The sequence below is a fragment of the Paenibacillus gansuensis genome (assembly GCF_042684925.1).
Classification (GTDB): Bacteria; Bacillota; Bacilli; order Paenibacillales; family DY6; genus Paenibacillus_N; species Paenibacillus_N gansuensis.
The window spans coordinates 222,948-244,133 of the sequence record NZ_JBHUME010000002.1; the positions used below are offsets into that span (position 1 = coordinate 222,948).

Consider the following 21,186-nt stretch of genomic DNA (forward strand, 5'->3'; position numbering starts at 1 on the left):
CATTAATCGTATATTATCAAACTCCATTCAAGGGGAAGGTACCACCGTGAACTACGAGCTTACCGGTAAAGGCATCAAGTCGCTGTGCGGCACAACTTCATATAATAAGGGAGCTTCCTACTACAGGGCGGGCAAAGTCCGGCTGGCTGCCGTTCCCGCGGATGAACGCCGTTTCGAGGGCATCGTTACCCCTAACCGGAACAGCAGTTATCAAGTCAAGGTAGAGCTTCTCGGAAAGGACGAAGTGCAGGCCGAATGCACCTGTCCTTCCCTAGAGTCATACCGCCTGTTATGCTCCCATGCGGCGGCGGTGCTGCTTTCCATTCAACACCGCCAGCAGTATGGACATCCCTCTCAGATTACGGGTTCCCGTACCGCCGCATTCCCTGACAGCTCAGCTCAAGTCTCTTCGCAGCTGCTGGGGCTTTTTGCGAGAAGCCCGAAAGCGGCTTTAACAACGGCGGACCGCGCACTTTTTGAGACTAGAACGTCTCTTCAGGTGGAAATCCGCCTTAGCCCCGTACCGCAAGGTCAAGGGACGAATTTGTTCCAAGCGGAAGTGTCCGCAGGGCTGGATAGCATGGTCCGGATAGCGGACCTGAGAGCTTTCCTGCTGCATATGGAACGCAAGGAAGCGTACCGTGTTTCATCCGGACTGATCTATCAGCCGGAACTGCATACGATCGATCCTCGTACCGATGCGGTTCTGCGCCGGTTTGCAGCAATCGCCGGCAGCGAGGCGATCTACGAAGCCCCGCTGGCGGCATCTCCCGCTCAGGTCCGGCGGCCGTTCGTTATCCCCCCGATGTCCTGGGAAGTGCTGTACCCTTTGTTGACTTCCTGCAGCTCCGTAACGGTAGAACACCAAGGGACGCAGAATTCAGGGCTCCGCCCGAGCAGCCAGGCGGAATTGCCTCTTCAGTTCCGACTGGATTACTCGCCTGTATCGGGTTATAGCCTGTCTATAGACGGATTGAATGTATTGACTGTGTTTGAAGGATACAAACTCGTCCTGTCGGGAGGGGAATGCTGGACTTTATCAACAGAACAATCGGCCCGGCTGGCAGGGATGAAAGCTTTATTGGAAGAAACGGGAGAAAGCGCAATCCCCCTCCAGCCTGCACAGATGGAAGCATTCATGGACCAGGCCGTACCGGGGCTGATGAAGCTCGGACAGGTAGTGATCGCACCTTCGGTTTCGGAACGTATGGACCTGGCTCCCTTGAAGGCGAAGCTTTATCTGGACCGGGTCCGTGACCGGCTGCTTGCCGGACTGGAGTTCGTATACGGCGATCTCGTCATTAACCCTCTGGCCGACCCCGCTTCTGCGCGTACGGACCGGATCCTGATGCGGAGCGGCGAGGAAGAACGGCGCATTCTGGAATGGATGGAGCTGGGCGGTTTTACCCGGACGGAAGCCGGGTACTTTATGACGGACGAGGAAACCGAGTTTTCGTTTCTTTATACGATTTTGCCTGAATTGGAAAAACTGGTACAGGTCTATGCCACCTCGGCAGTGAAAGAGCGCCTCTTTCAGGGGAACGCCGTTCCCCTGATCACGGTGGATGCCGACCACCGGAATGAATGGCTGGAAATCACATTCGACATACGGGGAATTCCGGAAGCGGAAATCCGGGAGGTCATTCAATCTGTGGAGGAAAAGCGCAGATACCACAAGCTCCGCAGCGGTGCGCTGCTGCCTATCGAGCGGCGGTTTGAAGAAGTGCAGCGGATTCTGAAACAGCTTGATATTTACAGCGGCGGCTTGAAGGAGCTTAAAGCCGAAGTCCCGGTGCTCAGGGGGCTGCGTCTGTGGGAAGGCAGTCAGGAGGACGGCGGAACCGGAATCGTCAGCTTTGGCAGATCCGTTAGACAGCTCATGGCGCACCTTCGTAATCCGGACTTAATGGATATTCCGGTGCCGGAAACGTTGAGTTCGACTCTGCGTGAATATCAAAAGTATGGTTTTCAGTGGATGAAAATGCTGGCCCGCTACCGCTTTGGCGGTATTCTTGCGGACGATATGGGCTTAGGGAAAACACTGCAAAGCATTGCCTTTCTCCTATCCGAGCTTGAGCAGATTCGAAGTTCCGGGCAGCCGGCCCTGATCGTGTGCCCCGCTTCCCTTCTTTATAATTGGCTGAACGAACTCAAGAAGTTTGCTCCGGAGATCAAGGCGGCCATTGTTGAGGGATCTTCGCAAACCCGCGGAAGAATCATAAGCAATCCCGAACGCGCGGATGTTCTGATCACCTCCTATCCGCTGCTCCGGAAAGATGTGAAATTTTACGCAGGAGTCCCCTTTCATACGTTGCTGCTGGATGAGGCCCAGGCATTCAAGAACGTGACGACCCAAACGGCCAGGGCCGTGAAACAGCTTCGGGCGCGGCATCGGTTTGCGTTGACAGGTACGCCTGTGGAGAACAGGCTGGACGAGCTTTGGTCTATTTTTGACGCGGTGTTCCCGGAATTGTTCCCGGATCTCAAAGAATTTCAGACGTGGACTGCCGAACAGGCGGCCCGGAGATCGCGACCTTTCCTGCTGAGAAGATTGAAAACGGACGTGCTCAAAGAGCTGCCTGAGAAAATTGAATCGCTCCAGTCTATCGGGCTGCTGCCTGAACAAAAGAGATTGTATGTCTCCTATCTCGCCAAGCTGCAGAAAGAGACGCTGAAGCATTTGAGCGTGGACGGGTATCAGAAGCACAAAATCCGGATTCTCGCCGGGTTGACGCGCCTTCGGCAGATCTGCTGCCATCCGGGGCTTTTTGTGGAGGGGTATCAGGGGAGTTCCGCGAAGTTTGAGCAGCTGCTCCAGATTATCGAAGACTGCCGCAGTGCGGGGAAGCGTCCGCTTATCTTCTCCCAGTTCACAGGAATGCTGGACCTGATCGGCCGCGAGCTGGGGTACAGGGGTATTCCGTTCTTTTATCTGGACGGCCAGACGCCTTCGGCGGAAAGAGTCGACCTGTGCCGGCGGTTCAATGAAGGCGAACGCGAACTGTTCCTCATCTCGCTCAAAGCCGGCGGTACCGGGCTCAATCTGACGGGAGCAGATACGGTCATATTATATGATTTGTGGTGGAATCCCGCCGTGGAGGAACAGGCCGCTGACCGTGCATACCGCATGGGACAGACGAAGGTGGTCCATGTCATCCGCCTCGTCGCCCAAGGGACCGTTGAAGAGAAAATGTATGCCCTGCAGCAACGAAAAAAACACCTCATTGACGAGGTGCTGCGCCCTGGAGAAGAGTCTCATTCGGCATGGACCGAGGAGGATATCCGCGAGGTGCTGATGATTTAAGGCCTGAATACCACTTGCTGCAGCTCTTTATCCATCCGCTCATGATCCATACGAATACCAAGACCCGGGCCATCCGGTATCCGGAAACCGCCGTCGAGCAACTGCAGCTTGTCGGCCAGGTATTGGCTCCCGTGGTCCTCGCTTAAAATGCGGTACTCCACATAGCCGCCGAAGTGAGGTACCGTTGCGGCAAGCTGCAGCGTAGCTGCCAACCCGATACCCTGAGAGGTATTGTGGGGTACATATTGGATGCCGAATGCCTTGCATAGGACGGTTGCGCGCATGGCGTTCGCAAATCCACCGCATTTGACCGCGTCAACGGCGTAGTAATGACACGCTCCGCGCGCAATAAATTCGCGGAACGTATATAGATTCCAATCCTGTTCCCCAACATGTATGGGCACGGGCAGCCGGTTAGCCAGCTTCACATAAGCTTCCACGTCGTCATAAGGACAAGGTTCTTCGTAATGATAAAGCCTGCAGTCTTCGATCATATGAAATAACTGAACGGCCTGCATATAAGTATACGAAGAGTTTCCGTCTACCATTAGCTCTATATCCGGTCCCAACTCTTTGCGTACCCGCTTCACCTTAGCCGCATCCCTCTTCAGCTCCGCAGGTCCTCTTCCCATTCTTGGACCTGTTTTGATTTTGACGGCCCGAAGCTTCAAGGTAACGGCTGCTTCTTTTAGCCGCTCCGCCTCTTCCTCGATGCCAAGATCACGCTGAAGGCTGGAGCCATATGCATCTACCCGGTCGCGATAGGACCCGCCTAGCAAATTATAAATGGGCTGTCCAAGATAGACCGCCTTTGCATCCCATATTGCCATCTCCACACCGCTGTAGGCCATAGCAAGCAATTGACCCGAGATTTTATAATTCCGCGTCATAACCTTTTCTTCGATTCTTTCCCCGTCAAACACGCTCATTCCGATGACAGCAGGTGCAATGACCGTCCGAACTAAGGCCAGCACGGCCTCGTTATTCATCCGGCTGCATTCCCCGTATCCTGAAACTCCTTCTTCTGTATCGACTCTGACATAAAATATGCCTGAGCTGAAATAGCAGGCGACCTGCGTAATTTTCAAAGTAGTCTCCCCTCTCATGACTTCCGAAGCCTTCCTACAAAAAGGTGATAGCCGGAATTCCCAAGCGGTCGCAGATCAGCTTTGTATCCGTGTGATGTTGTTCAGACGGATCCGCGTATTCCAGACACCATAGCAGCTGGTAAAAAGATGAGCGAAGAGGGTAGCCCTCGGAAATCGGATTCACCTGGCGGTATTCCTCGAAAAATCCCGGCCCGGTCATCCCCCGCCATAATTCCAGCCTTGCCAAATCCGATTCGCATCCTCCCGCCCAGGCACTGTCAAAATCAAGGATTCCAGCGAGTTCCCACTGACCATGCGTACATCTCACGAGGATATTCCCCGGATGCAGATCCTCATGGGTTAATCGGGGAGTAACAATGCTATTGAACACGTCTTTGTTTGCTTGAAGAAGAGCAAGGAATAAATCCAGGTGCCCGGCGTTCCTGATTCTTCTTCTAGCCCTATCGGATAGAGCAGCCAGGTAATCGGTCACCTTCGCTCGGGTAGTTTCGTCCCCGTTTCCAGGCTCTCCAAAGCCGATATATTCGATACGGTGCAGCTGTGCAACCGCATTTCCAAGCTGACGGTAGATCCCGCACCGGTCATCGTCATGAAGGTCATGCCTGACTTCGGCCCAAAGCCGTCCCTCGACCTGTGTCATCATCAGGTAACGATAGGGAACAACGGAGCTGGACATATCATAAGCAATCGCTTCAAAAGTAGGCACACTAGTCTCCTGCCGTACCCGTTGGTTCATCGCATAGGTGCGGTCGAACGGAGCATCCAAAGGGGCATTGGGTCCCGCCAGCTTTAAAATCAGCCGGTGAGACGGCTGTTCTGTTGTTATCGATACTACAACGTAATCTTCCTTACTCAGGAGAACCTGACTATCTGCCAGCTTCAGGTTTGTGCCAAGATGACGTTTTACAATTTCCGTATAAAGAAGTTCATTCGCTTTCATTCCAATTATCCCTTTCTGTCTTGCTGCCGTTGACTTAAGTCAATGAGACGCTGCAGCCCTCTTGTTATAATCATACCATTACTAATATAGGGGGCTAACAAATGCAGCGACAATGGGCTGTTACAGCCGGTCTGGCACTACTGATTATGGCGGCGGCCGCCTTTTTCTCGTACGGTTACGCTCATGGAATCCTTGTAGTGGACGGGGACCCGCAAGCGACCTTTCAGCATCTGATGACTTCCAAAAACCTGTTCACAGGTGAAATTTTCGGCTGGTTCGTGATTGTGCTTTGTGACTTAGTGGCTGCTTGGGGATTGTATGAATTTCTGAAACCTGTGAACTCGTCTCTTTCCCTGCTCGGAGCCTGGTTCCGCCTGATCTATACAGCACTGTTGGCGTTGGCTGTTATGAATTTGCTGTTTGTTCAGCTGCTTTTGGACAGTTCAGTCCATCCGGGCGCTTCGGAAGAACAGGTAATGCTTTACTTGAATGCTTTTGAATCGATGTGGTCTATGGGCCTGATCCTGTTCGGCGTACATCTGGCTATTATTGGACGGTTGACTCTCCAATCGGGTTTTATCCCTAAATGGATCGGCGTCCTGCTGCTGGCAGCTTCCGCAGGTTATATTTCCATACACCTATCCAGCTTGTTGTTTGCGGAACTCAAAGGTTTCATTTCGTTGTTGACTTATGTATTTACATTGCCTATGGCTGCAGGAGAATTGGGGCTTGCGATATGGCTGGTATTTAGAGGCGGCAAAAAAGATTGAGCTATGAAATTATCCGCTGTTATGGATCCTCTTCTTGATTCTGCTTAGAGATTCCGGTGTCATGCCAAGATAGCTCGCCAACTGGTGCTGGGGAACCCTGTCCATGAGATGAGGCCTTTTTTGCAAAAGCACCTTATAGCGCTCTTCCGGGGACGAAGCGATGAAAGCGGAGAACTCTTCCTGCATCCGGCCAAAAAACTCCTCGATCATCCTCCGGGTCATCGTCTCCAAGGGAGTGTATTTGCGGTACATGTCCTGTTCGACAGCCAATTCTCCAACAACCACAGTGGAGTCTTCCACACACGTATACGTATAGTCCGATAGTTTATCGTTCTTGTGTTGGTTAAATACCGTAACCGCCTGCTCCTCCGTATAAAAGTTGGATGTAACCTCTTTTCCGGATTCGTCGATCGAATACTGCCGGATGCATCCCTTTAATATAAAGTAACAGCTGTGGGGCAGGTCTCCCTGACTTAGGAGGACGGTGCCTTTGGGGAAATCACGTATCACAAGTTCATCAACTATGGCCTGCTGCTCTTCTTTGGAGAGTGAAGTAAGCCTGCTCATGGATTGATACAAAATGTCTTTGATACGCAGTCCCCCGTTCATTCATAGTACGTGGCTTAGTTACTCTTTATTATGGAGCATCCCTTATCTTCACGCCAGCACGATTTCCGCCTGTGGGTGTTCCATGTTCCGAAGCCTGATGTAGGCCAAAACCGTCCATACGGTAGAGATTGTGAAAATAACATGGGCTGCCAAATTGTAAACAAACATCCACAGAAGCGGCAGCTCCAAAAGAGGTATTCCCATTGTTTGTTGAAACACCCATTGCAACGCCATCGCGAGCATAATTAAGAGGACAAGAGACGCCAATATGCCCCAGGTATGCCCTTTTACCAGTGCATTGCTTCGGGACAACGGGTTCTTCTCTGTTCCTTCAAACATGATGACGCATTGGTATAAAGCAAACCTGGCTAAGAAGAAGATTCCAGGGACAAGCAGGAACAGCAGCCCCAACCCTGTAGCGGCTATGACCAGCAAAGTGTATCCGAACAACCACAGCCCATATGGATAACTTAACCAGTAGGCCTGAACCATGGTTATTGATGATTTCTGCAGGAGTACGCGGTACATATAAGCGATAACGGCCGCCGTTGTAAAGGACTGGACAACCATACCCAATATCACGCTGACAGCCGTCTTAATTCCCCATTTCGATATATCGGATCCTTCGTTCAAAAACAAATAGTCCAGCAGTTCCCATGGAATGGCGACACTGAACAGAATGAACAGCAGCGGGCCTATATGCCTTACGCAAAATTGTAACGTCTCCCTTAGTAAGGAAATCACCCCTAAGGATTCAGGCCTCGAGTTTAAAGTGTGTGTCTGCAAGTCATTCATGTTGGTGTGCTCCTCTCTTTTCTAGTAGTAATCATACCTGTTAGCAATAACTTATAAAATCCCACTAATTCCCTATTTTGGATTCCTGTTTCTTGGATCTGGCGTTAAGAAAAAAAAAGCCGGTACCATGTTCGGCACCGGCTGTGTACTCAGCGGAAATATCCGTAAAGAAAATCGATAGAACCATCTGGGGAAAGTATGATTTTAATGAAATCTTCCTTACTGCCCCCGCAGTCTCTCCCGTATAATGGGGGTAATTCTAAACAAGGAGGCATAATCATGAAAACAATGACGCCGTCAACCTCAGTACGTAAGGGTGGTCCGCAACAGTAAAGCGGCACAATATCCCCTTATGTGCAGCCTAAAAATCATAAAGGGGTATTTATGCGATTTCCGGTACGTAAATTTCTGTCCTACTATAGACCTTATGCAAAAGTATTTACACTTGTGTTGTTCTGTGCCTTTCTCACTTCTGCAGTGAGTCTCGTATTTCCATTGCTCGTACGCTATATTACCAAAGAAGTGCTGGCCGGCGATTTGACGAAAGCGATGGGTGAAGTGTACCGGGTTGGCGCGCTGATGCTCGTCCTGACTGCTGTCCAGCATGTCGGCAACTATATCGTAGACTACAGAGGGCATGAGATCGGAGCCCGGATGGAACGGGATATGCGCAGCGAGCTGTTTACACACATGCAGAGATTATCCTTTCGCTTCTTCGACAAGCGCAAGACCGGCGAACTGATGTCCCGCATTACGAACGACCTGCTCCTTCTGTCCGAGCTGTACCATCATGGTCCTGAAGATTACATGAAGTATTTTGTCCGCCTGATCGGCGCTTTTGTGATCCTGCTGTTCATCAACACACCGTTTACGTTAGTCGTCTTTTGCTTCTTCCCGCTGCTGGGCTTTCTCTCTTTCTACAGCAACAAGAAGCTGAACCGGGCTTTGACGGCAAACAAAGAAAAGATAGCGGAGGTAAACGCTCAGGTAGAGGACAGCTTAGCCGGAATCCGTGTGGTGCAGTCTTTTGCCAATGAACATGTGGAAAAGGAAAAGTTCGATCATATTAATCATCTTTTTCTTCACAGCCGTAAAACAACGTACCGTACGGAAGCCGTATTTTATAACAGCTTTGAAACCATCATCCAACTCATTACGATCACGATCATTATCATGGGAAGCACCCTCATTGTAGGTGACATGCTGGATTTGGCGGATTTGATCACCTTTTTGCTGTATGTGGGGTTTCTGGTGGAACCTATGCAGAAGCTGACCCATATGAGCACGCAATTTCAGGAGGGCATTACCGGCTTCCAGCGCTTTATGGACATCATGAATCTGCAGCCTGATATCAGAAACAGTAACCGGGCCGAGAAGCTGACTGATGTCTCAGGAAGGATAGAGTTCCGCAATGTAACGTTCCGTTACGAGAATCATCTATCGCCTGTGCTTCGTGATGTAACTCTTCGTGTAGAGCCTGGCCAGTTTGTAGCGCTCGTCGGTCCGTCGGGTGCAGGCAAGACCACGTTATGTTCCTTGATTCCGCGGTTTTATGACGTAACAGAGGGTCAGGTATTGGTAGATGGCCTCGATGTCCGCCAAGCGGACCTGTCGTCGCTGCGTAGCAAGATCGGGATTGTCCAGCAGGACGTGTACCTGTTTGCCGGAACCGTTATCGACAACATTCGTTACGGAAAACCCGGCGCGGGTGAGGAAGAAATTATCGAGGCGGCAAAGCGCGCCAACGCTCATGATTTCATCATGGGTTTAGCCGAAGGTTATCACACTGAAATCGGCCAGCGGGGCGTCATGCTCTCCGGCGGGCAACGGCAGAGGCTTAGCATTGCCAGAGTATTTTTGAAAGACCCTCCGATCCTCATCCTGGATGAAGCAACAAGTGCGCTGGACAATGAAAGCGAGAGCATCGTGAAAGATTCCTTGGACCTGCTGTCCAAGGGCCGGACCACCATTGTCATTGCTCATCGCCTGTCGACCATTCGAGGCGCGGATCGAATCTTAGTCCTTTCCAATGAAGGGATCGCAGAAGAAGGAACACATGAGGAATTGATGGAACGGGGCAGTGTGTACGCCCAATTGTATTCCAAGTAGGAAAAAGCCGCGGGGGCTAACCGCGGCTTTTCTGCTTATTTAACTTTACCCCGTGACATGATGGAATCCCGCTGTACCTTTGTGCTATGGTAATCAATTTCCTTATCCTGTCGCCTGATTACCTTAATTCACCGCAACAAACAACCACCATTCTCCTTATTATGTATATGTCACTGCCGATTATGGTAATTCATGGTCGTTTGTCCCGAACTTTTCGCAAAAAACGTGGAAATACAGTAATGGCGCAGCATAATAACGAAAAACGTTACCATAATCGCGGGAATCAACACTTCTTCGCATTCTTATTACTGAACTTCTTTCATTAAATACAAAAGCAAATCATCATCCACCATAACAGTTGTTCCAGGGTTCACTTCAACATTTTGATATGTAACTCCATTCCCGTCTAAAACATAGCCTCTCTTACAATACATGCGTTGAGCATTTCCATAGTCTTTATATAATCCGACTCCCAAGCCAACGAATTTGGAGTACATAGCAGCTATGTTTTCTAACTCGTCAAGCAGGGTACTCGCTACCCTTTGTTTTCTATACTGTGGAAACACATTTAGGTTATTAATTTCAGGTATATGAAGCTGTTCAAAATAAGGATATTTCGATTTGCGAAGCAGATGACAGCACCCAGCAAGATCATCATTGTAATAAGCTAACATGGTAACTCTGGTGCCCGCTTCATTCTCGGCTAAGCATGTTTCATGATAGTTGCTTTGTGTAAACCAGGGATAATGCTTGGAAAATTCAGTATCTAGCAAGTCTACTTGATCTTGCGTTTTTAATCGTTTCAATGTAATCGACAATCTATTCCCCCCTTTGGTCGTATATATCAAAGTAACTTTTCTAGGACAATCCTTCTCTTCCGAGCGGTTGATAAAAAAGTTGGACACTCCCAGAGCGAAGTGTCTTTGATTTTAATAGTTTCATATTCACTCTATCATGAATGTCTTTGAATAATGGTTTACCAGTTCCCATAACAACAGGAACTACCGTAATTTGATATTCATCAATCAGTCCTGCGTTCATCAAATATGAAACTAAGTCACCGCTCCCTAAAATTGCTAAGTCCTTGCCTGACTGGCTCTTGAGATTCTTGATTTCGTCAACAACATGGTCTACAACTAGTCTTGTATTTTGCCATCCAACGTTCTTTAAGGTTTTCGAAAAAACAATCTTGGGTAACGTATTCATTTTGTGGGCAATGTCACCGGACGCTGTTATCCAGTAGTCTTCCATAAGTTGATAAGTAACACGCCCGAATAAAAGAACGTCTAATGTATCGAGAAAGTCTTTCGCGTACTCGCTATATTCATCATCGACGTTATGCCAATCTATCTCGCCGTTTGGTCCCGCAAAAAAACCGTCCATTGAGACTAACTCTTGAGCAATCAATTTTCGCATCTTATTCTCCTAAGGGGAATTTAGTTATTACCGATGTCTACTATTTAACAATTTCGAAATTTAATAGAGCCGCCACCTAAACTCTCATCTTTTGAGCAAAATATGCATTCCTAACTCCATCCCGCTTCTGCCTTGTTTGTTCTTCCCTACATAGGAAAAACCGGATTCCTCATACAACCGCTGGGCCGGCACATTGTTCTCGTTCACGGTTAATACAACCTCTGATATTTGTGGGAAATGGGTTTGCATGAAATTTTGCAGTTGGTTCAGAGCTGCTTTGGCGTAGCCCTTTCCTTGATGCTTTTGGTTAATAGAAAAAGCCCGCAGGAAGACAGCATATTCGTGATCCGTAAAAAGGCTGACTTCTTCGCTGAAGTGGAGAACAAAAAAACCGACAGGCACATCCTCCCAAAGAATAACCACGGAAAAACAAAATTCGTCATTTAGAACATCTAAAGCTTTTGCAGGTAAAAATACATAATCCATCTGCGATTCATCTAAAACAAAAGCCTTCAGCTCGTTCTCCCAAGCCTTCCGAAAAAACACAAGCTCACAGCTCATTCCGTGTCCCTCCCCCGCTTCCAAACGACGATCCATAAGTAACCTAAAATTACACCGCTTAAAGTGGTCGCTGTGTTCAACCCCCCTGAGCTGGTAATTAGGGTTTTACCAAGAGGCAAGTAACTTAGGCGTATACCTGAGTATAAAAAGATAGGCAGCAACAGCACATACAGTGCCGGCAAACCGACGATGATCAGGGAGAACCAGTCTACCCTCCAAGTGCCTGGCTGCCTCATTAGCTTTCTAAGGCGGGGCAGCGCCAGCAGGACGCCCAAACCTAAGGGAAGCAAGCAAGAAACAAGATGTATCTCCCTTACATTGTTCTCAAAACGGTGATAACCGCGGGTTGCATTCTGTAAATAGTCGGACTGCCATTCCAGCCCTATTTTGCATAGGAAGAGAAACACGGCCACATAGACAAGCTGCATCACCATTCTTTTGATCGTGGGATTCATACCGCACCTCCTGTTTGGTAATATAACGAAAATCACCCGTGTTTAGTTCCATAACGGACTTTGGATAACCCTGCCCCGCATAGGTTGGTAAAAACCTTAGTTCCGAGGAGTTGTTCCCATGATACGGTATAAAAAAATGAATATCGAAGGAATCGACCTCTTTTTCCGTGAAGCCGGGTCTCCCGGGATGCCTGCCATCGTCCTGCTGCACGGGTTCCCCACGTCCTCCTTTATGTTCCGCGACCTCATCCCGCTGTTAGCCGACCGGTTCCATGTCATAGCCCCGGATTATCCCGGCTACGGCAATAGCAGTGCCCCGTCCCCGCAGGAGTTTTCGTATACGTTTGAACATATTTCGATCCTTGTGGAGAAGCTGTTAGATGCAATGGGGATACGCCAGATGATCCTATACGTTCACGATTACGGCGGACCTGTCGGCTTCCGAATGGCAATCCGAAATCCGCGGCGTGTGGCAGGTTTTGTCATACAAAATACAGTGGTAAACGAAGAAGGTTTAGGCCAGCCGTTCGACCTGTTTAAAGCACTGTGGGCGGACCGCAATCCCCGGACGGAAGCCGCTTTTGCCCAAGTGATCACGTTTGATTTCACCAGAAGGCAGTATTTACAAGGAGCTTGCCAGCCTTATTTCATCAGCCCCGATGGATACAATATGGATCAGCCCTTGCTGGATCGGCCGGGCAACAGCAGCATCCAGCTTGAGCTGGGGTACGATTACAGAACGAATGTGGAACAATATCCGGTCTGGCAGCAATATTTGCGCAGATATCAGCCTCCCGTCCTAGTTGCCTGGGGGAAGAACGATTTCATTTTCACTTTGGATGGGGCCCTTTTCTTCAATCAAGTCGTAAGCTATAGCCAAACTTCCCTGTTGTGCGGGGGGCATTTTGTCCTCGAGGAGCAGAGCGTGCAAATTTCTCATATGATCAAGGACTTTTTCGGGCAGATATTGGCTCCGTTGTAACAGGAAATAAGTTTGGGGAAAAATGGCGGCGGGGAGAAGGTTAGAACGGGATCGGCTGGGTTTAAGTAATTGAAAAAGGAGGGAGTGCAGATGGCCGATTTACTGTATATCAGCGTAAAGCTGCTGACGGGATTTATCGGATTATGGCTGATGACCCGGCTGTTAGGCAAAAAAGAGATTGCCCAGCTGACCCCTTTCGACTTCATTTCTTCCCTGATGCTTAGCGAGATTGTCGGTAACACGGTCTACGATAAAGAGGTACATTTCTCGCGCCTGCTGTACGCGCTGGCTTTCTGGGCTTTGCTGAGTTTTACGCTGGAAAAGGTGACCTATAAGTTCAAAACGCTGCGCCGTCCGCTGGACGGAAGCCCCGTGCTGCTGATCGAGGACGGAAAAGTAAATGTGCGGCAGATGCACCGGAACAACATGGATTTTGAACAATTACAGATGATGCTGCGGCAAAGGGATGTGTTTTCAATCCGGGAAGTTGCGTACGCCCTGCTGGAAACGAACGGGGGCCTCAGTGTGCTGAAAAAATCCGGGTACGACCAGGTTACACGGGAAGATTTCGACTTGCCGGAAAAGGAACAGCATCCTGGGGCCGGACTGATCGAAGACGGGGAAATTCAGAAGGAACAACTGCTCTTGCTGGGCAAAGATGAATTGTGGCTGCGTAAGGAATTGATAAACAAAGGTTACGGCGATGCGGAGAACGTTTTGTACGCAGAGTGGCGAACGGGGGAAGGATTGTATGTAGCAGAAACGGCGGAGCATGAAGGCCGCCGCTCCCGTTAAAACATCAATTTTACAAAAAATAAGAAGTCAAGAAGCTGTTTCGGAACTTTCCGTCAGGGTCCCTATTCAAGAGCAGCTGCCTGAAGTCGGCGTATCTCGTGTATAGAGACTGGACATAGTCCGGATCCATCGTAAACAGTTTTCCCCAATGCGGACGAGCCTGGAAGGGTGCCAGCTGACGCTCGATCAAGGGCAGCACTTGCTGAACTGCTTTCCAGTCCGGTTTCCATGTGAAATGAAATGCCGTTGAATCCTGACGGTAGCAAGGACTCATCCACAGTTCATCTGCGGCAATCGTGCGTACTTCCGAGATATACAGGAGCGGTGCTATGCGATCCCGGATTTCATTTAACGCCAGCAAGGCATCGTAAGCGGCGTGCCGGGGCACGAAATATTCGCTCTGCAATTCCTCTCCTGCACTGGGCGTGAAATCCATGCGGAAGTGAGGCAGCCGCTCGTGCCACGGCCCCGGAATGCCAAGCTGCTCGCTGCAATTCTCAGCGGAAGACCCGGGCACGGGATGGCGCTTGGTATCGGCTTTTTGGGCGCCGAACACCTCATCTAACGGAATTTCGGTCCGGCCAGCATCAACCTTGCGCTTCACCCAAACCTGATTAAAAACCGGGCGTTTCCAGTCCGTAAACAGGCTGACACTATAGGCGCTTGAGAAAAGTTCGTCGAAATGCCGCTCCAGTACCTCCAACCGCAAATCGTCGTACACATATTGGGTTATTTCAAACGTTGGAACGACATTCAAAGTGAGCTTTGTCACAACCCCAAGGCCCCCGAGATGAACAACGGTTCCTGCGAACTTACTATCTTCCCCGCCATGAGAGAAGACTGCCGCTTCCCCGTCCGCCTGGACCATCTCTAAGGATTGTACCGACGCGGCAAGAGAAGCGTTCCTGTTTCCCGAGCCATGCGTTGCCGTGGCGACAGCCCCTGCCACTGTAATGTGCGGAAGCGAGGCCAAATTAGGCAGCGCATAGCCTTGACTGTTCAGGTAGCTGCCTAACTCCCCGTAACGAATCCCGGCTTCCACCGTAACGGTGTTTTGGATACGGTCCAGGGATATTACGCGGTTGAGCTTTTGCAGGGACAGATGGCTTCCTGGCGTGTCCGCGATTCCATTAAAGGAATGGCGGGTTCCAAGTACTTTCATTTGCTTGCTGCGGGCCACAAGTTCCTGCACTTCCTCCACCGTTTCCGGAATATGCATCTCTTTGGCGTTGTAAGTGTAGTTTCCTGCCCAATTCCGTCTATTCTCCATATCTGCTTGCTCCCTTCTTGCCGGTTATAGGAACCATTCTACAAAAAGTCAGGAAGTCCTTGCTGCGTTAAAAAGAACCTTTGTGGAGTCAGCTGAGTGAAAATAACAAGAGCAGCCCTGTAACCGCCGCGGTAAACAAGGCGGAGGACAAATACATCAGCTGCACGGTCCGGCGGATGTGGCCGGCCTGCAGCGGCTGCAGAGGATCGCCCATCCTGGCGCGGTCCGAAGGCACGCCCGAGTAGTAGTTCAGTCCGCCGAGCTGCACGCCCAGCGCGCCGGCTACGGCGGATTCAGGGTACCCGCTGTTCGGGCTCGGATGGCGGCGCGCATCCCGGGCGACCGTGCGCAGCAGGCGGCCTGCCGGCAGCCTCATCAAGAAGGCTGCGGCGGCCAGTGCCAGCACGGTCAACCGGGCCGGGATCCAGTTGGCGAGATCGTCGAACCGGGCCGAAGCGAAGCCGAGATGCTGGTAGCGGTCGTTCCGGTACCCCACCATCGAGTCAAGCGTATTCGCGGCCCGGTACGCCATCGCCAGCGGAGCGCCGCCGATCGCCGCATAGAACAGCGGCGAGATAATCCCGTCGACGATATTCTCGGCGACGGTCTCCACCGCGCCGCGCGTGATCTCGGCCTCGTTCAGGTTGTCGGTATCTCTGCCGACAACCATGCCGAGAGCCTTGCGCGCGGCGGGCAGGTCTCCCGCTGCGAGGCGGCGGAAGATGTCCATCCCGGCTTGGGCCAGGCCTTTGGCGGCAACGGTGGTGGCGATCAGCCACACCTCAGCCGCTACGGCCAGCCACGGATGGACCATCGCCAGCAGCCGCAGCAGCGCCCACGTCAGCGCGAAGGAGCCGCCGACGAGCGCGAGCGGAAAAGCAAAGCCCGCGAGTTTCAAGCCGCGGTCCGAGCGGACCGTGCGCCGGATGCCCCGCTCCAGCAGGGCGGTCGCGCGACCTATGGCGACAACCGGATGCGGCAGCTGCCGCGGGTCGCCGACCAGCAGGTCGGTCACATAAGCGGCCGCAAAAATAAAAGGATGCAGCATAATCCTATGCATCCTCCTTTTGCGTGCGGACCGCTTCGCTGACCGTCAAATACACAAGCCGGCCGATCGCGTTGCCGATGGCGGTGGCCGCCCCCGCGTAACGGTGCTCCAGTTCCTCCGGGCCAGTCTGGGTTACCGCAAGGGCAACTGCATCCGTCGTGGTTCCTGTTGCGCTGAGCCCGTTCTCGGTATCCACAATGCCTGCATCCTGCAATGCGGCAGCTTTGGCCTCGCTTATGGTAATCACCGCATTGACCATCGCGCTTGCTGCCATCCGGCCCTCCATGATCACGACGATATTGATCGTCCCTGCACGATACGCAGCAAAGGTAGTCCGCGGCTGGCCGGCTCTTGCTGCATTAGAGGTACCCGCGGTAGAGCAGACCAACAGCTTATAGCCGTCTCCCTGTTCCTCTGCAACAGAAGCATGCGTCAGATGAGCCGCCGTCTGCAACCCGGACGTCGACTGTTCAGGGTATCCCCATACGTTCAACTGCCTCTGCATCATGGCAACCGGATCCGTGCAGTCAAAACTAAGCGGGACTTTCCAATTCACCAGATGGTCCGCTTTCCGCCAGCCCCCGCCGTACACAGCACTGCTCAGAACATCCGCCGGCTTTCCCGCACGGAACACGATCCGGTCCTTGTCCTCGAACCTAATTTGCCAATCCGTTAGCAATGCGGACCGGTAAGGAATGCTTTTTTTATCACCATGTTCCCTAAAAGGCTGTGCCATATCCTAAACTCCTGTCTCATCCTAAATAAATTTAAGCATCCAAACGAGCCCCAGCAAGGCCGCGGTTTCCGTAACTTCCACCAAAGCGCCGTATCCGTCCCCCGTATAGCCGCCCAGCGCAGACCTTACCTTTCGAGTAAGAACCCAGGCTGCCGCAGCCGCTGCCGCAGCCATGGGAACCGCGCCCAGGCCCGAAACAACATAGGCCAAACCCCCGAGGCCTATCCCCTGCACCGTTAAAAATGAAGCAGTCACCCCTTCACGGAGCCCCTGCCCCAACCCGTTGGAGGATATGTAGGGAACAGTCCGGATGACCACAGCCAGCAAAAACCTTCCGGCAGCTGGTACGATCAGCAGACATGCGCTTTGCAGCGGCCCTGTCAGGCTCAGCACCATAACTAAAGCGGTAAACTTCAGGAGAAGCAGCACCACGGCCGCCACAACGCCCATCGCGCCCACCCGGCTGTCTTTCATAATTTCCAGCATCCGCTCCCGGCTCCGGTTGCTGCCGAGCCCGTCCGCGAGGTCCATCCATCCGTCCAGGTGAAGCGCACCGGTCATATAAATCCAGACTGCCAGGAGCGTGGCAGCCCCTGCCATAGGCCCGAGCCCATACTCCAGCGGAAACGAAAGGCCCCAAAGGGCTGCCCCGAGAAGCAAACCGACAACGGCGTACCAGCGGGGGCTTCGTTCCCAGTCCCCTTCTTTGGATCCAAACGACGGAACCGGGAACCGGGTGAGGAAGGACACCGCATGCCAAAATGAATTCATCCCTTTACCCTCCAAGGCAGCCCGCTTACGACAAAATAGACCTCATCGGCAGCAGCAGCCACCGCTTGATTCGCATCCCCGACAACATCCTGAAACCATCGTCCGAGCGGGGTCATCGCCACCCCGCCTAGCCCGGCTTCATCGGTCACGACGATGACTGTCTCAGTTTTGGCTTCTTTAGCCGCAGTGACGGTTTGCAGCTGTACGATCCATTGCTGCATTTCCTGTTGGATCGCAGCCGTTATGGCCTGAGACCGGAGCTTCGTTTCCGGCGCCGACATCAGCACGTTTCCGATCCGTGCGGACATGGTATCCACCAATACGGTGGAATAAGCGTTATAGTGACGGACGCTTCCTACAAGCGAGTCCGCGGCTTCAATGCATCCCCAATGGGAAGGACGCCTGCCTTGGTGGGCTTCAATTCTCTGCTGCATTTCGGCGTCATAACTCCGCCCTGTCGCAACATATAGAACCGGCGATCCAGCCGCGCACCGCGTTGCGAGTTCTTCCGCAAATTTGCTTTTGCCGGAACGTACCCCTCCCGAAATCATAATGAGTTTCATGCCTGGATTCCCCTTTCTCCAAGCACTTCCCGCATCGTATGAACCAGGCGGATGTTGTCTTCAGCGGAGCGGACAGCCACACGGATATCCTGAGGCGTCAGCCCCTCGTACATGGCACAGCTGCGGATCATAATCCCTCTGCGCCCCATCGATTGTTGGAACTCCGACGCAGTCCAGGTTTCCGGCAGCCGAAGCAGCAGGAAGTTGGCCGCGCTTGGCCAAATACGAAGCCCGAGTTCCGGGGTGCTCAGCTGGGTAACCAACCATTCCCTCTGCCTTTTAATCAGCTCTCTTGTCCGTTGTTCATAGTCCTCCAAACCGCCGCCCAAACAGGCTTCCCCAGCCAGTAAAGCCAGTGCGTTCACACTCCAGGTCACCTGCTTGCCGCGCAGCTTCGCAGCGGTCTCCGGGTGAGCAGCTGCATAGCCTAATCGCAGCCCTGGAATCGCGTAAAATTTGGTCATGGAATGAATCAGGATGAGGTGAGGATAGCGGTGAAGTTCCGGAAGCAAGGTGATCCGCTCTTCGGGCGGAATGAAATCTATGAAAGCTTCATCCATGATCAGGTACGTACCGTGTTCCTCCGCCAGCTCTACCAATTCGTGCAGGATGCCGAGCGAATAGACGGTACCTGTAGGATTATTAGGGGAGCCCAGGAAGACTGCGTCCGAAGCTGCAATTAGTCTTCTCAGATTGGCTAAGGCAGGTATAAAACCTTGCTCGGCAGTGCCCGCAGCAGTGAGGACTTTCGCTCCGAACTGAACTGCCAGCTGCCCGTACTCCGAGAAGCAGGGAACCGCGATACCCACCGTCCCTGCATTGAGGCCCAGCAGAGCGAGCGCCATGCATTCGGCGGCCCCGTTTCCAACGATAATGCATTCAGGTTGGAGTCCCAATCGTGCGGCTAATAGCTGATTCAACCGGCGGTGCCCCGGGTCCGGATAATGGATAATGGAGGAGAGTCCTTCTATGATTGCCTCCGTTACGTTCGGCGGAGGCCCCAGCGGATTGATGTTGGCACTGAAATCCAGCAGTTCTTCCCTGGCTATGCCAAACCGTTGTGCTGCCGTCTCCAAATCCCCGCCGTGACCGTAGGTTTCAAGCAGTCCGTTCGTTTCGGGCCGTCTATCGATTCCATTACGCCCTTCCGGTACAAGTTTACCAGGCGTCGGCCTGTTGATATGTTTTTCGTTCAATCCACTCTTCCTCTCTACCTGCCGGCGTCCGGTCCCGGACTCTCTTCATGCACCATGCTGTATATCAGATCCATCCGAACATGCTGCCTTACATGGTCCGCTAACCGGTCAAACTCCGCTTCGCGCCGTTCGCGAAACTTCAGACTGCCTTCGATAGGCTCCCAGCCTTTACTTCGTCTTATGGCGTTCAGCCAGCTTCGGCGGAATTCATCATTATGCAAAATGCCGTGCAAATACGTCCCCCACTGCCGTCCGGAGCGTGTGATTACGCCCTTTTTTGTCCCATCAGCTAACGTGAGTAAGGGATTCGCGGCGGTATCCGTTGTGCCATTTGTTGCGGTTCGGCCGACTGGCTCCGTTTCGGTTTGCCCCATGTGGATCTCATATCCCTCTACCGGCAGCAGTTCTCCTTCATCCCAATGAGCCGCTAGCCCCTGACTGCGGACGGTCGTTTTTTCTTCAGAAAATACGGTATGCAGCGGGAATACGCCAAGCCCTTGTGCCTCCGAAGGCATACCGGAACCCGAATCTGCGCCATAGGGGTCCGACAAAGTTAGGCCCATCATTTGGTACCCACCGCAGATCCCGGCCATCCAGCCCCCAGCTGCAGCATATTGTGTCAGCTCAAGGTCAAGCCCTTCCGCTGTCAGGAATGCCAAGTCTCCGAGTGTGTTTTTGGTCCCGGGGAGCAGCACGGCGTCCGGACAACCGAATTCCTCCGCTTTGGAGACGTACCTGAGGGCAACGTCCTCTTCAGCCCACAGGGGATCCGCGTCTGTAAAATTAGAGATCCGGGGGAGCCGGATCACGGCGATATCCAGTTTTTGGGGTTGCAGACTGTTACTTATATTCATCGATTGTGCCCGGGCCGAATGTTGGAGAGACAGCGAATCCTCGTCTTCCAGTGTCACATTTGGCAGGAAAGGGATCACGCCTAGAACGGGCTTGCCGGTTCGTTGTTCCAGCCAGTCCAAACCGGACTTAAGCAGCGTAACGTCCCCTCTAAATTTATTAATCAGGAAGCCTTTGATTCTGTCTCTTTCCTCGGGCTCGAGAATTTCCAGCGTCCCTACGATGGAAGCAAACACCCCTCCGCGGTCAATGTCCGCCACCAGCAGCACCGGCGCATCGGCCCAGCCTGCGAGCCTCATGTTCACAATGTCGCGGTCTTTCAAATTGACTTCAGCCGGGCTGCCCGCACCTTCCAGCACAACCAGGTCATAGCCGCTCCTCAGCCGGTCCAATGCTTCTTTGACCACAGGTTCGGCTTTTTGCAGATAGTTGTTACGATACTCGAGCGCATCCATTGTAGCCAAGGGCCGGCCGTGAACCACTACCTGTGAGGCCATGTCGGAAGAGGGCTTCAGCAGGATCGGGTTCATGTCGGTTGAAGCCGGGATACCGCACGCATCGGCCTGCATGCCCTGGGCGCGTCCGATCTCTTTGCCGTCAGGTGTGACATAGGAGTTTAGGGACATATTCTGCGATTTGAAGGGAGCCACCGCGTACCCGTCTTGTTTGGCGATGCGGCAGAGGGCTGCAGTCAGGAGGCTTTTTCCCACATCGGAGGCTGTGCCTTGGAGCATGAGAGTTCTTGCCGGCTTTTTCTCTTGTGGGGAGCTGTCCCCGGAGGGAGTGCGCTCTGTACCCTGCTGTTGAGAAGGCTTTGACCGTATTGCTATATCCTCCTGCATTTGTTCCGCCATCCTAATGCTCCCTCCCCTAAATCGTGTAGACCGCCCGTTTTGTAACATCTA

Annotated in this window: 20 protein-coding genes; 5 read left to right on the forward strand and 15 right to left on the reverse strand. The window is 52.3% G+C overall.

The genetic code is table 11. The features are described 5' to 3' along the window. The first annotated feature begins 46 nt into the window (after positions 1-46). Entirely contained in the window at positions 47-3,304 is a 3,258-nt protein-coding gene (locus ACFSUF_RS01245) for a DEAD/DEAH box helicase (RefSeq protein WP_377599314.1), read from the forward strand. Here the strand turns inward: ACFSUF_RS01245 and ACFSUF_RS01250 are convergent. Together ACFSUF_RS01250 and ACFSUF_RS01255 are read right to left on the reverse strand one after the other, a co-directional pair. Further along, complete coding sequence (locus ACFSUF_RS01250; protein WP_377599315.1) at positions 3,301-4,392, reverse strand: mandelate racemase/muconate lactonizing enzyme family protein; 1,092 nt, start codon at positions 4,390-4,392, stop codon at positions 3,301-3,303. The two genes, ACFSUF_RS01245 and ACFSUF_RS01250, sit on opposite strands and share 4 nt — an antisense overlap. Before the next feature lie 34 nt (positions 4,393-4,426). Then, positions 4,427-5,353 carry a phosphotransferase family protein gene (locus tag ACFSUF_RS01255; RefSeq protein ID WP_377599317.1) on the reverse strand — a complete coding sequence of 309 codons (927 nt, stop codon included), beginning with the start codon at positions 5,351-5,353 and terminating at the stop codon, positions 4,427-4,429. A gap of 101 nt (positions 5,354-5,454) precedes the next feature. Between ACFSUF_RS01255 and ACFSUF_RS01260 the strand changes: the two genes are divergently transcribed. Then, on the forward strand, positions 5,455-6,123 hold the full coding sequence (locus tag ACFSUF_RS01260; RefSeq protein WP_377599319.1) for a DUF4386 domain-containing protein: 669 nt from the start codon (positions 5,455-5,457) through the stop codon (positions 6,121-6,123). A gap of 9 nt (positions 6,124-6,132) precedes the next feature. Here ACFSUF_RS01260 and ACFSUF_RS01265 read toward each other — a convergent pair whose 3' ends face one another. Together ACFSUF_RS01265 and ACFSUF_RS01270 are read right to left on the reverse strand one after the other, a co-directional pair. Next, entirely contained in the window at positions 6,133-6,714 is a 582-nt protein-coding gene (locus tag ACFSUF_RS01265) for a Crp/Fnr family transcriptional regulator (protein ID WP_377600200.1), read from the reverse strand. A 66-nt stretch (positions 6,715-6,780) separates the two neighbouring features. Next, entirely contained in the window at positions 6,781-7,527 is a 747-nt protein-coding gene (locus ACFSUF_RS01270) for a hypothetical protein (RefSeq protein WP_377599321.1), read from the reverse strand. Between the two features lie 384 nt (positions 7,528-7,911). Here ACFSUF_RS01270 and ACFSUF_RS01275 point away from each other — a divergent pair, with 384 nt between their 5' ends. Further along, the gene (locus ACFSUF_RS01275; protein ID WP_377599323.1) at positions 7,912-9,636 is read left to right on the forward strand and encodes an ABC transporter ATP-binding protein; all 1,725 of its coding nucleotides are present in this window, start codon (positions 7,912-7,914) and stop codon (positions 9,634-9,636) included. 305 nt (positions 9,637-9,941) lie between these two features. Here ACFSUF_RS01275 and ACFSUF_RS01280 read toward each other — a convergent pair whose 3' ends face one another. The 4 genes from ACFSUF_RS01280 to ACFSUF_RS01295 form a co-directional block, all read right to left on the reverse strand. Next, on the reverse strand, positions 9,942-10,454 hold the full coding sequence (locus ACFSUF_RS01280; protein WP_377599325.1) for a GNAT family N-acetyltransferase: 513 nt from the start codon (positions 10,452-10,454) through the stop codon (positions 9,942-9,944). A 40-nt stretch (positions 10,455-10,494) separates the two neighbouring features. Further along, positions 10,495-11,052, reverse strand: a complete 558-nt coding sequence (locus ACFSUF_RS01285) for a dihydrofolate reductase family protein (RefSeq protein ID WP_377599327.1) — start codon at positions 11,050-11,052, stop codon at positions 10,495-10,497. Positions 11,053-11,136: 84 nt separating this feature from the next. After that, positions 11,137-11,637, reverse strand: a complete 501-nt coding sequence (locus ACFSUF_RS01290; RefSeq protein WP_377599329.1) for a GNAT family N-acetyltransferase — start codon at positions 11,635-11,637, stop codon at positions 11,137-11,139. Then, the gene (locus ACFSUF_RS01295; RefSeq protein ID WP_377599331.1) at positions 11,610-12,068 is read right to left on the reverse strand and encodes a hypothetical protein; all 459 of its coding nucleotides are present in this window, start codon (positions 12,066-12,068) and stop codon (positions 11,610-11,612) included. Before ACFSUF_RS01295 ends, ACFSUF_RS01290 begins: the two co-directional genes overlap by 28 nt. 118 nt (positions 12,069-12,186) lie before the next feature. Between ACFSUF_RS01295 and ACFSUF_RS01300 the strand changes: the two genes are divergently transcribed. Both ACFSUF_RS01300 and ACFSUF_RS01305 read left to right on the forward strand, forming a co-directional pair. Continuing rightward, the gene (locus ACFSUF_RS01300) at positions 12,187-13,050 is read left to right on the forward strand and encodes an alpha/beta fold hydrolase (protein ID WP_377599333.1); all 864 of its coding nucleotides are present in this window, start codon (positions 12,187-12,189) and stop codon (positions 13,048-13,050) included. Positions 13,051-13,140: 90 nt separating this feature from the next. Beyond that, entirely contained in the window at positions 13,141-13,845 is a 705-nt protein-coding gene (locus ACFSUF_RS01305; protein ID WP_377599335.1) for a DUF421 domain-containing protein, read from the forward strand. A 10-nt stretch (positions 13,846-13,855) separates the two neighbouring features. Here the strand turns inward: ACFSUF_RS01305 and ACFSUF_RS01310 are convergent, their stop codons facing one another. The 7 genes from ACFSUF_RS01310 to ACFSUF_RS01340 form a co-directional block, all read right to left on the reverse strand. Further along, positions 13,856-15,115, reverse strand: coding sequence for an FAD-binding protein (locus ACFSUF_RS01310; RefSeq protein ID WP_377599337.1), 1,260 nt, complete (start codon positions 15,113-15,115; stop codon positions 13,856-13,858). Between the two features lie 88 nt (positions 15,116-15,203). Further along, on the reverse strand, positions 15,204-16,163 hold the full coding sequence (cbiB, locus tag ACFSUF_RS01315; RefSeq protein WP_377599339.1) for an adenosylcobinamide-phosphate synthase CbiB: 960 nt from the start codon (positions 16,161-16,163) through the stop codon (positions 15,204-15,206). A 4-nt stretch (positions 16,164-16,167) separates the two neighbouring features. Continuing rightward, positions 16,168-16,899: an adenosylcobinamide amidohydrolase gene (locus tag ACFSUF_RS01320; protein WP_377599341.1), complete on the reverse strand. Its 732-nt coding sequence runs from the start codon at positions 16,897-16,899 to the stop codon at positions 16,168-16,170. A gap of 21 nt (positions 16,900-16,920) precedes the next feature. Further along, positions 16,921-17,670, reverse strand: a complete 750-nt coding sequence (gene cobS / locus ACFSUF_RS01325; protein ID WP_377599343.1) for an adenosylcobinamide-GDP ribazoletransferase — start codon at positions 17,668-17,670, stop codon at positions 16,921-16,923. Beyond that, positions 17,667-18,233, reverse strand: a complete 567-nt coding sequence (locus ACFSUF_RS01330) for a bifunctional adenosylcobinamide kinase/adenosylcobinamide-phosphate guanylyltransferase (RefSeq protein WP_377599345.1) — start codon at positions 18,231-18,233, stop codon at positions 17,667-17,669. Before ACFSUF_RS01330 ends, cobS begins: the two co-directional genes overlap by 4 nt. Continuing rightward, entirely contained in the window at positions 18,230-19,339 is a 1,110-nt protein-coding gene (gene cobD / locus ACFSUF_RS01335; RefSeq protein WP_377600203.1) for a threonine-phosphate decarboxylase CobD, read from the reverse strand. Before cobD ends, ACFSUF_RS01330 begins: the two co-directional genes overlap by 4 nt. 104 nt (positions 19,340-19,443) lie before the next feature. Continuing rightward, positions 19,444-21,135 carry a cobyric acid synthase gene (locus ACFSUF_RS01340; protein ID WP_377599347.1) on the reverse strand — a complete coding sequence of 564 codons (1,692 nt, stop codon included), beginning with the start codon at positions 21,133-21,135 and terminating at the stop codon, positions 19,444-19,446. Between the last annotated feature and the right edge of the window lie 51 nt (positions 21,136-21,186).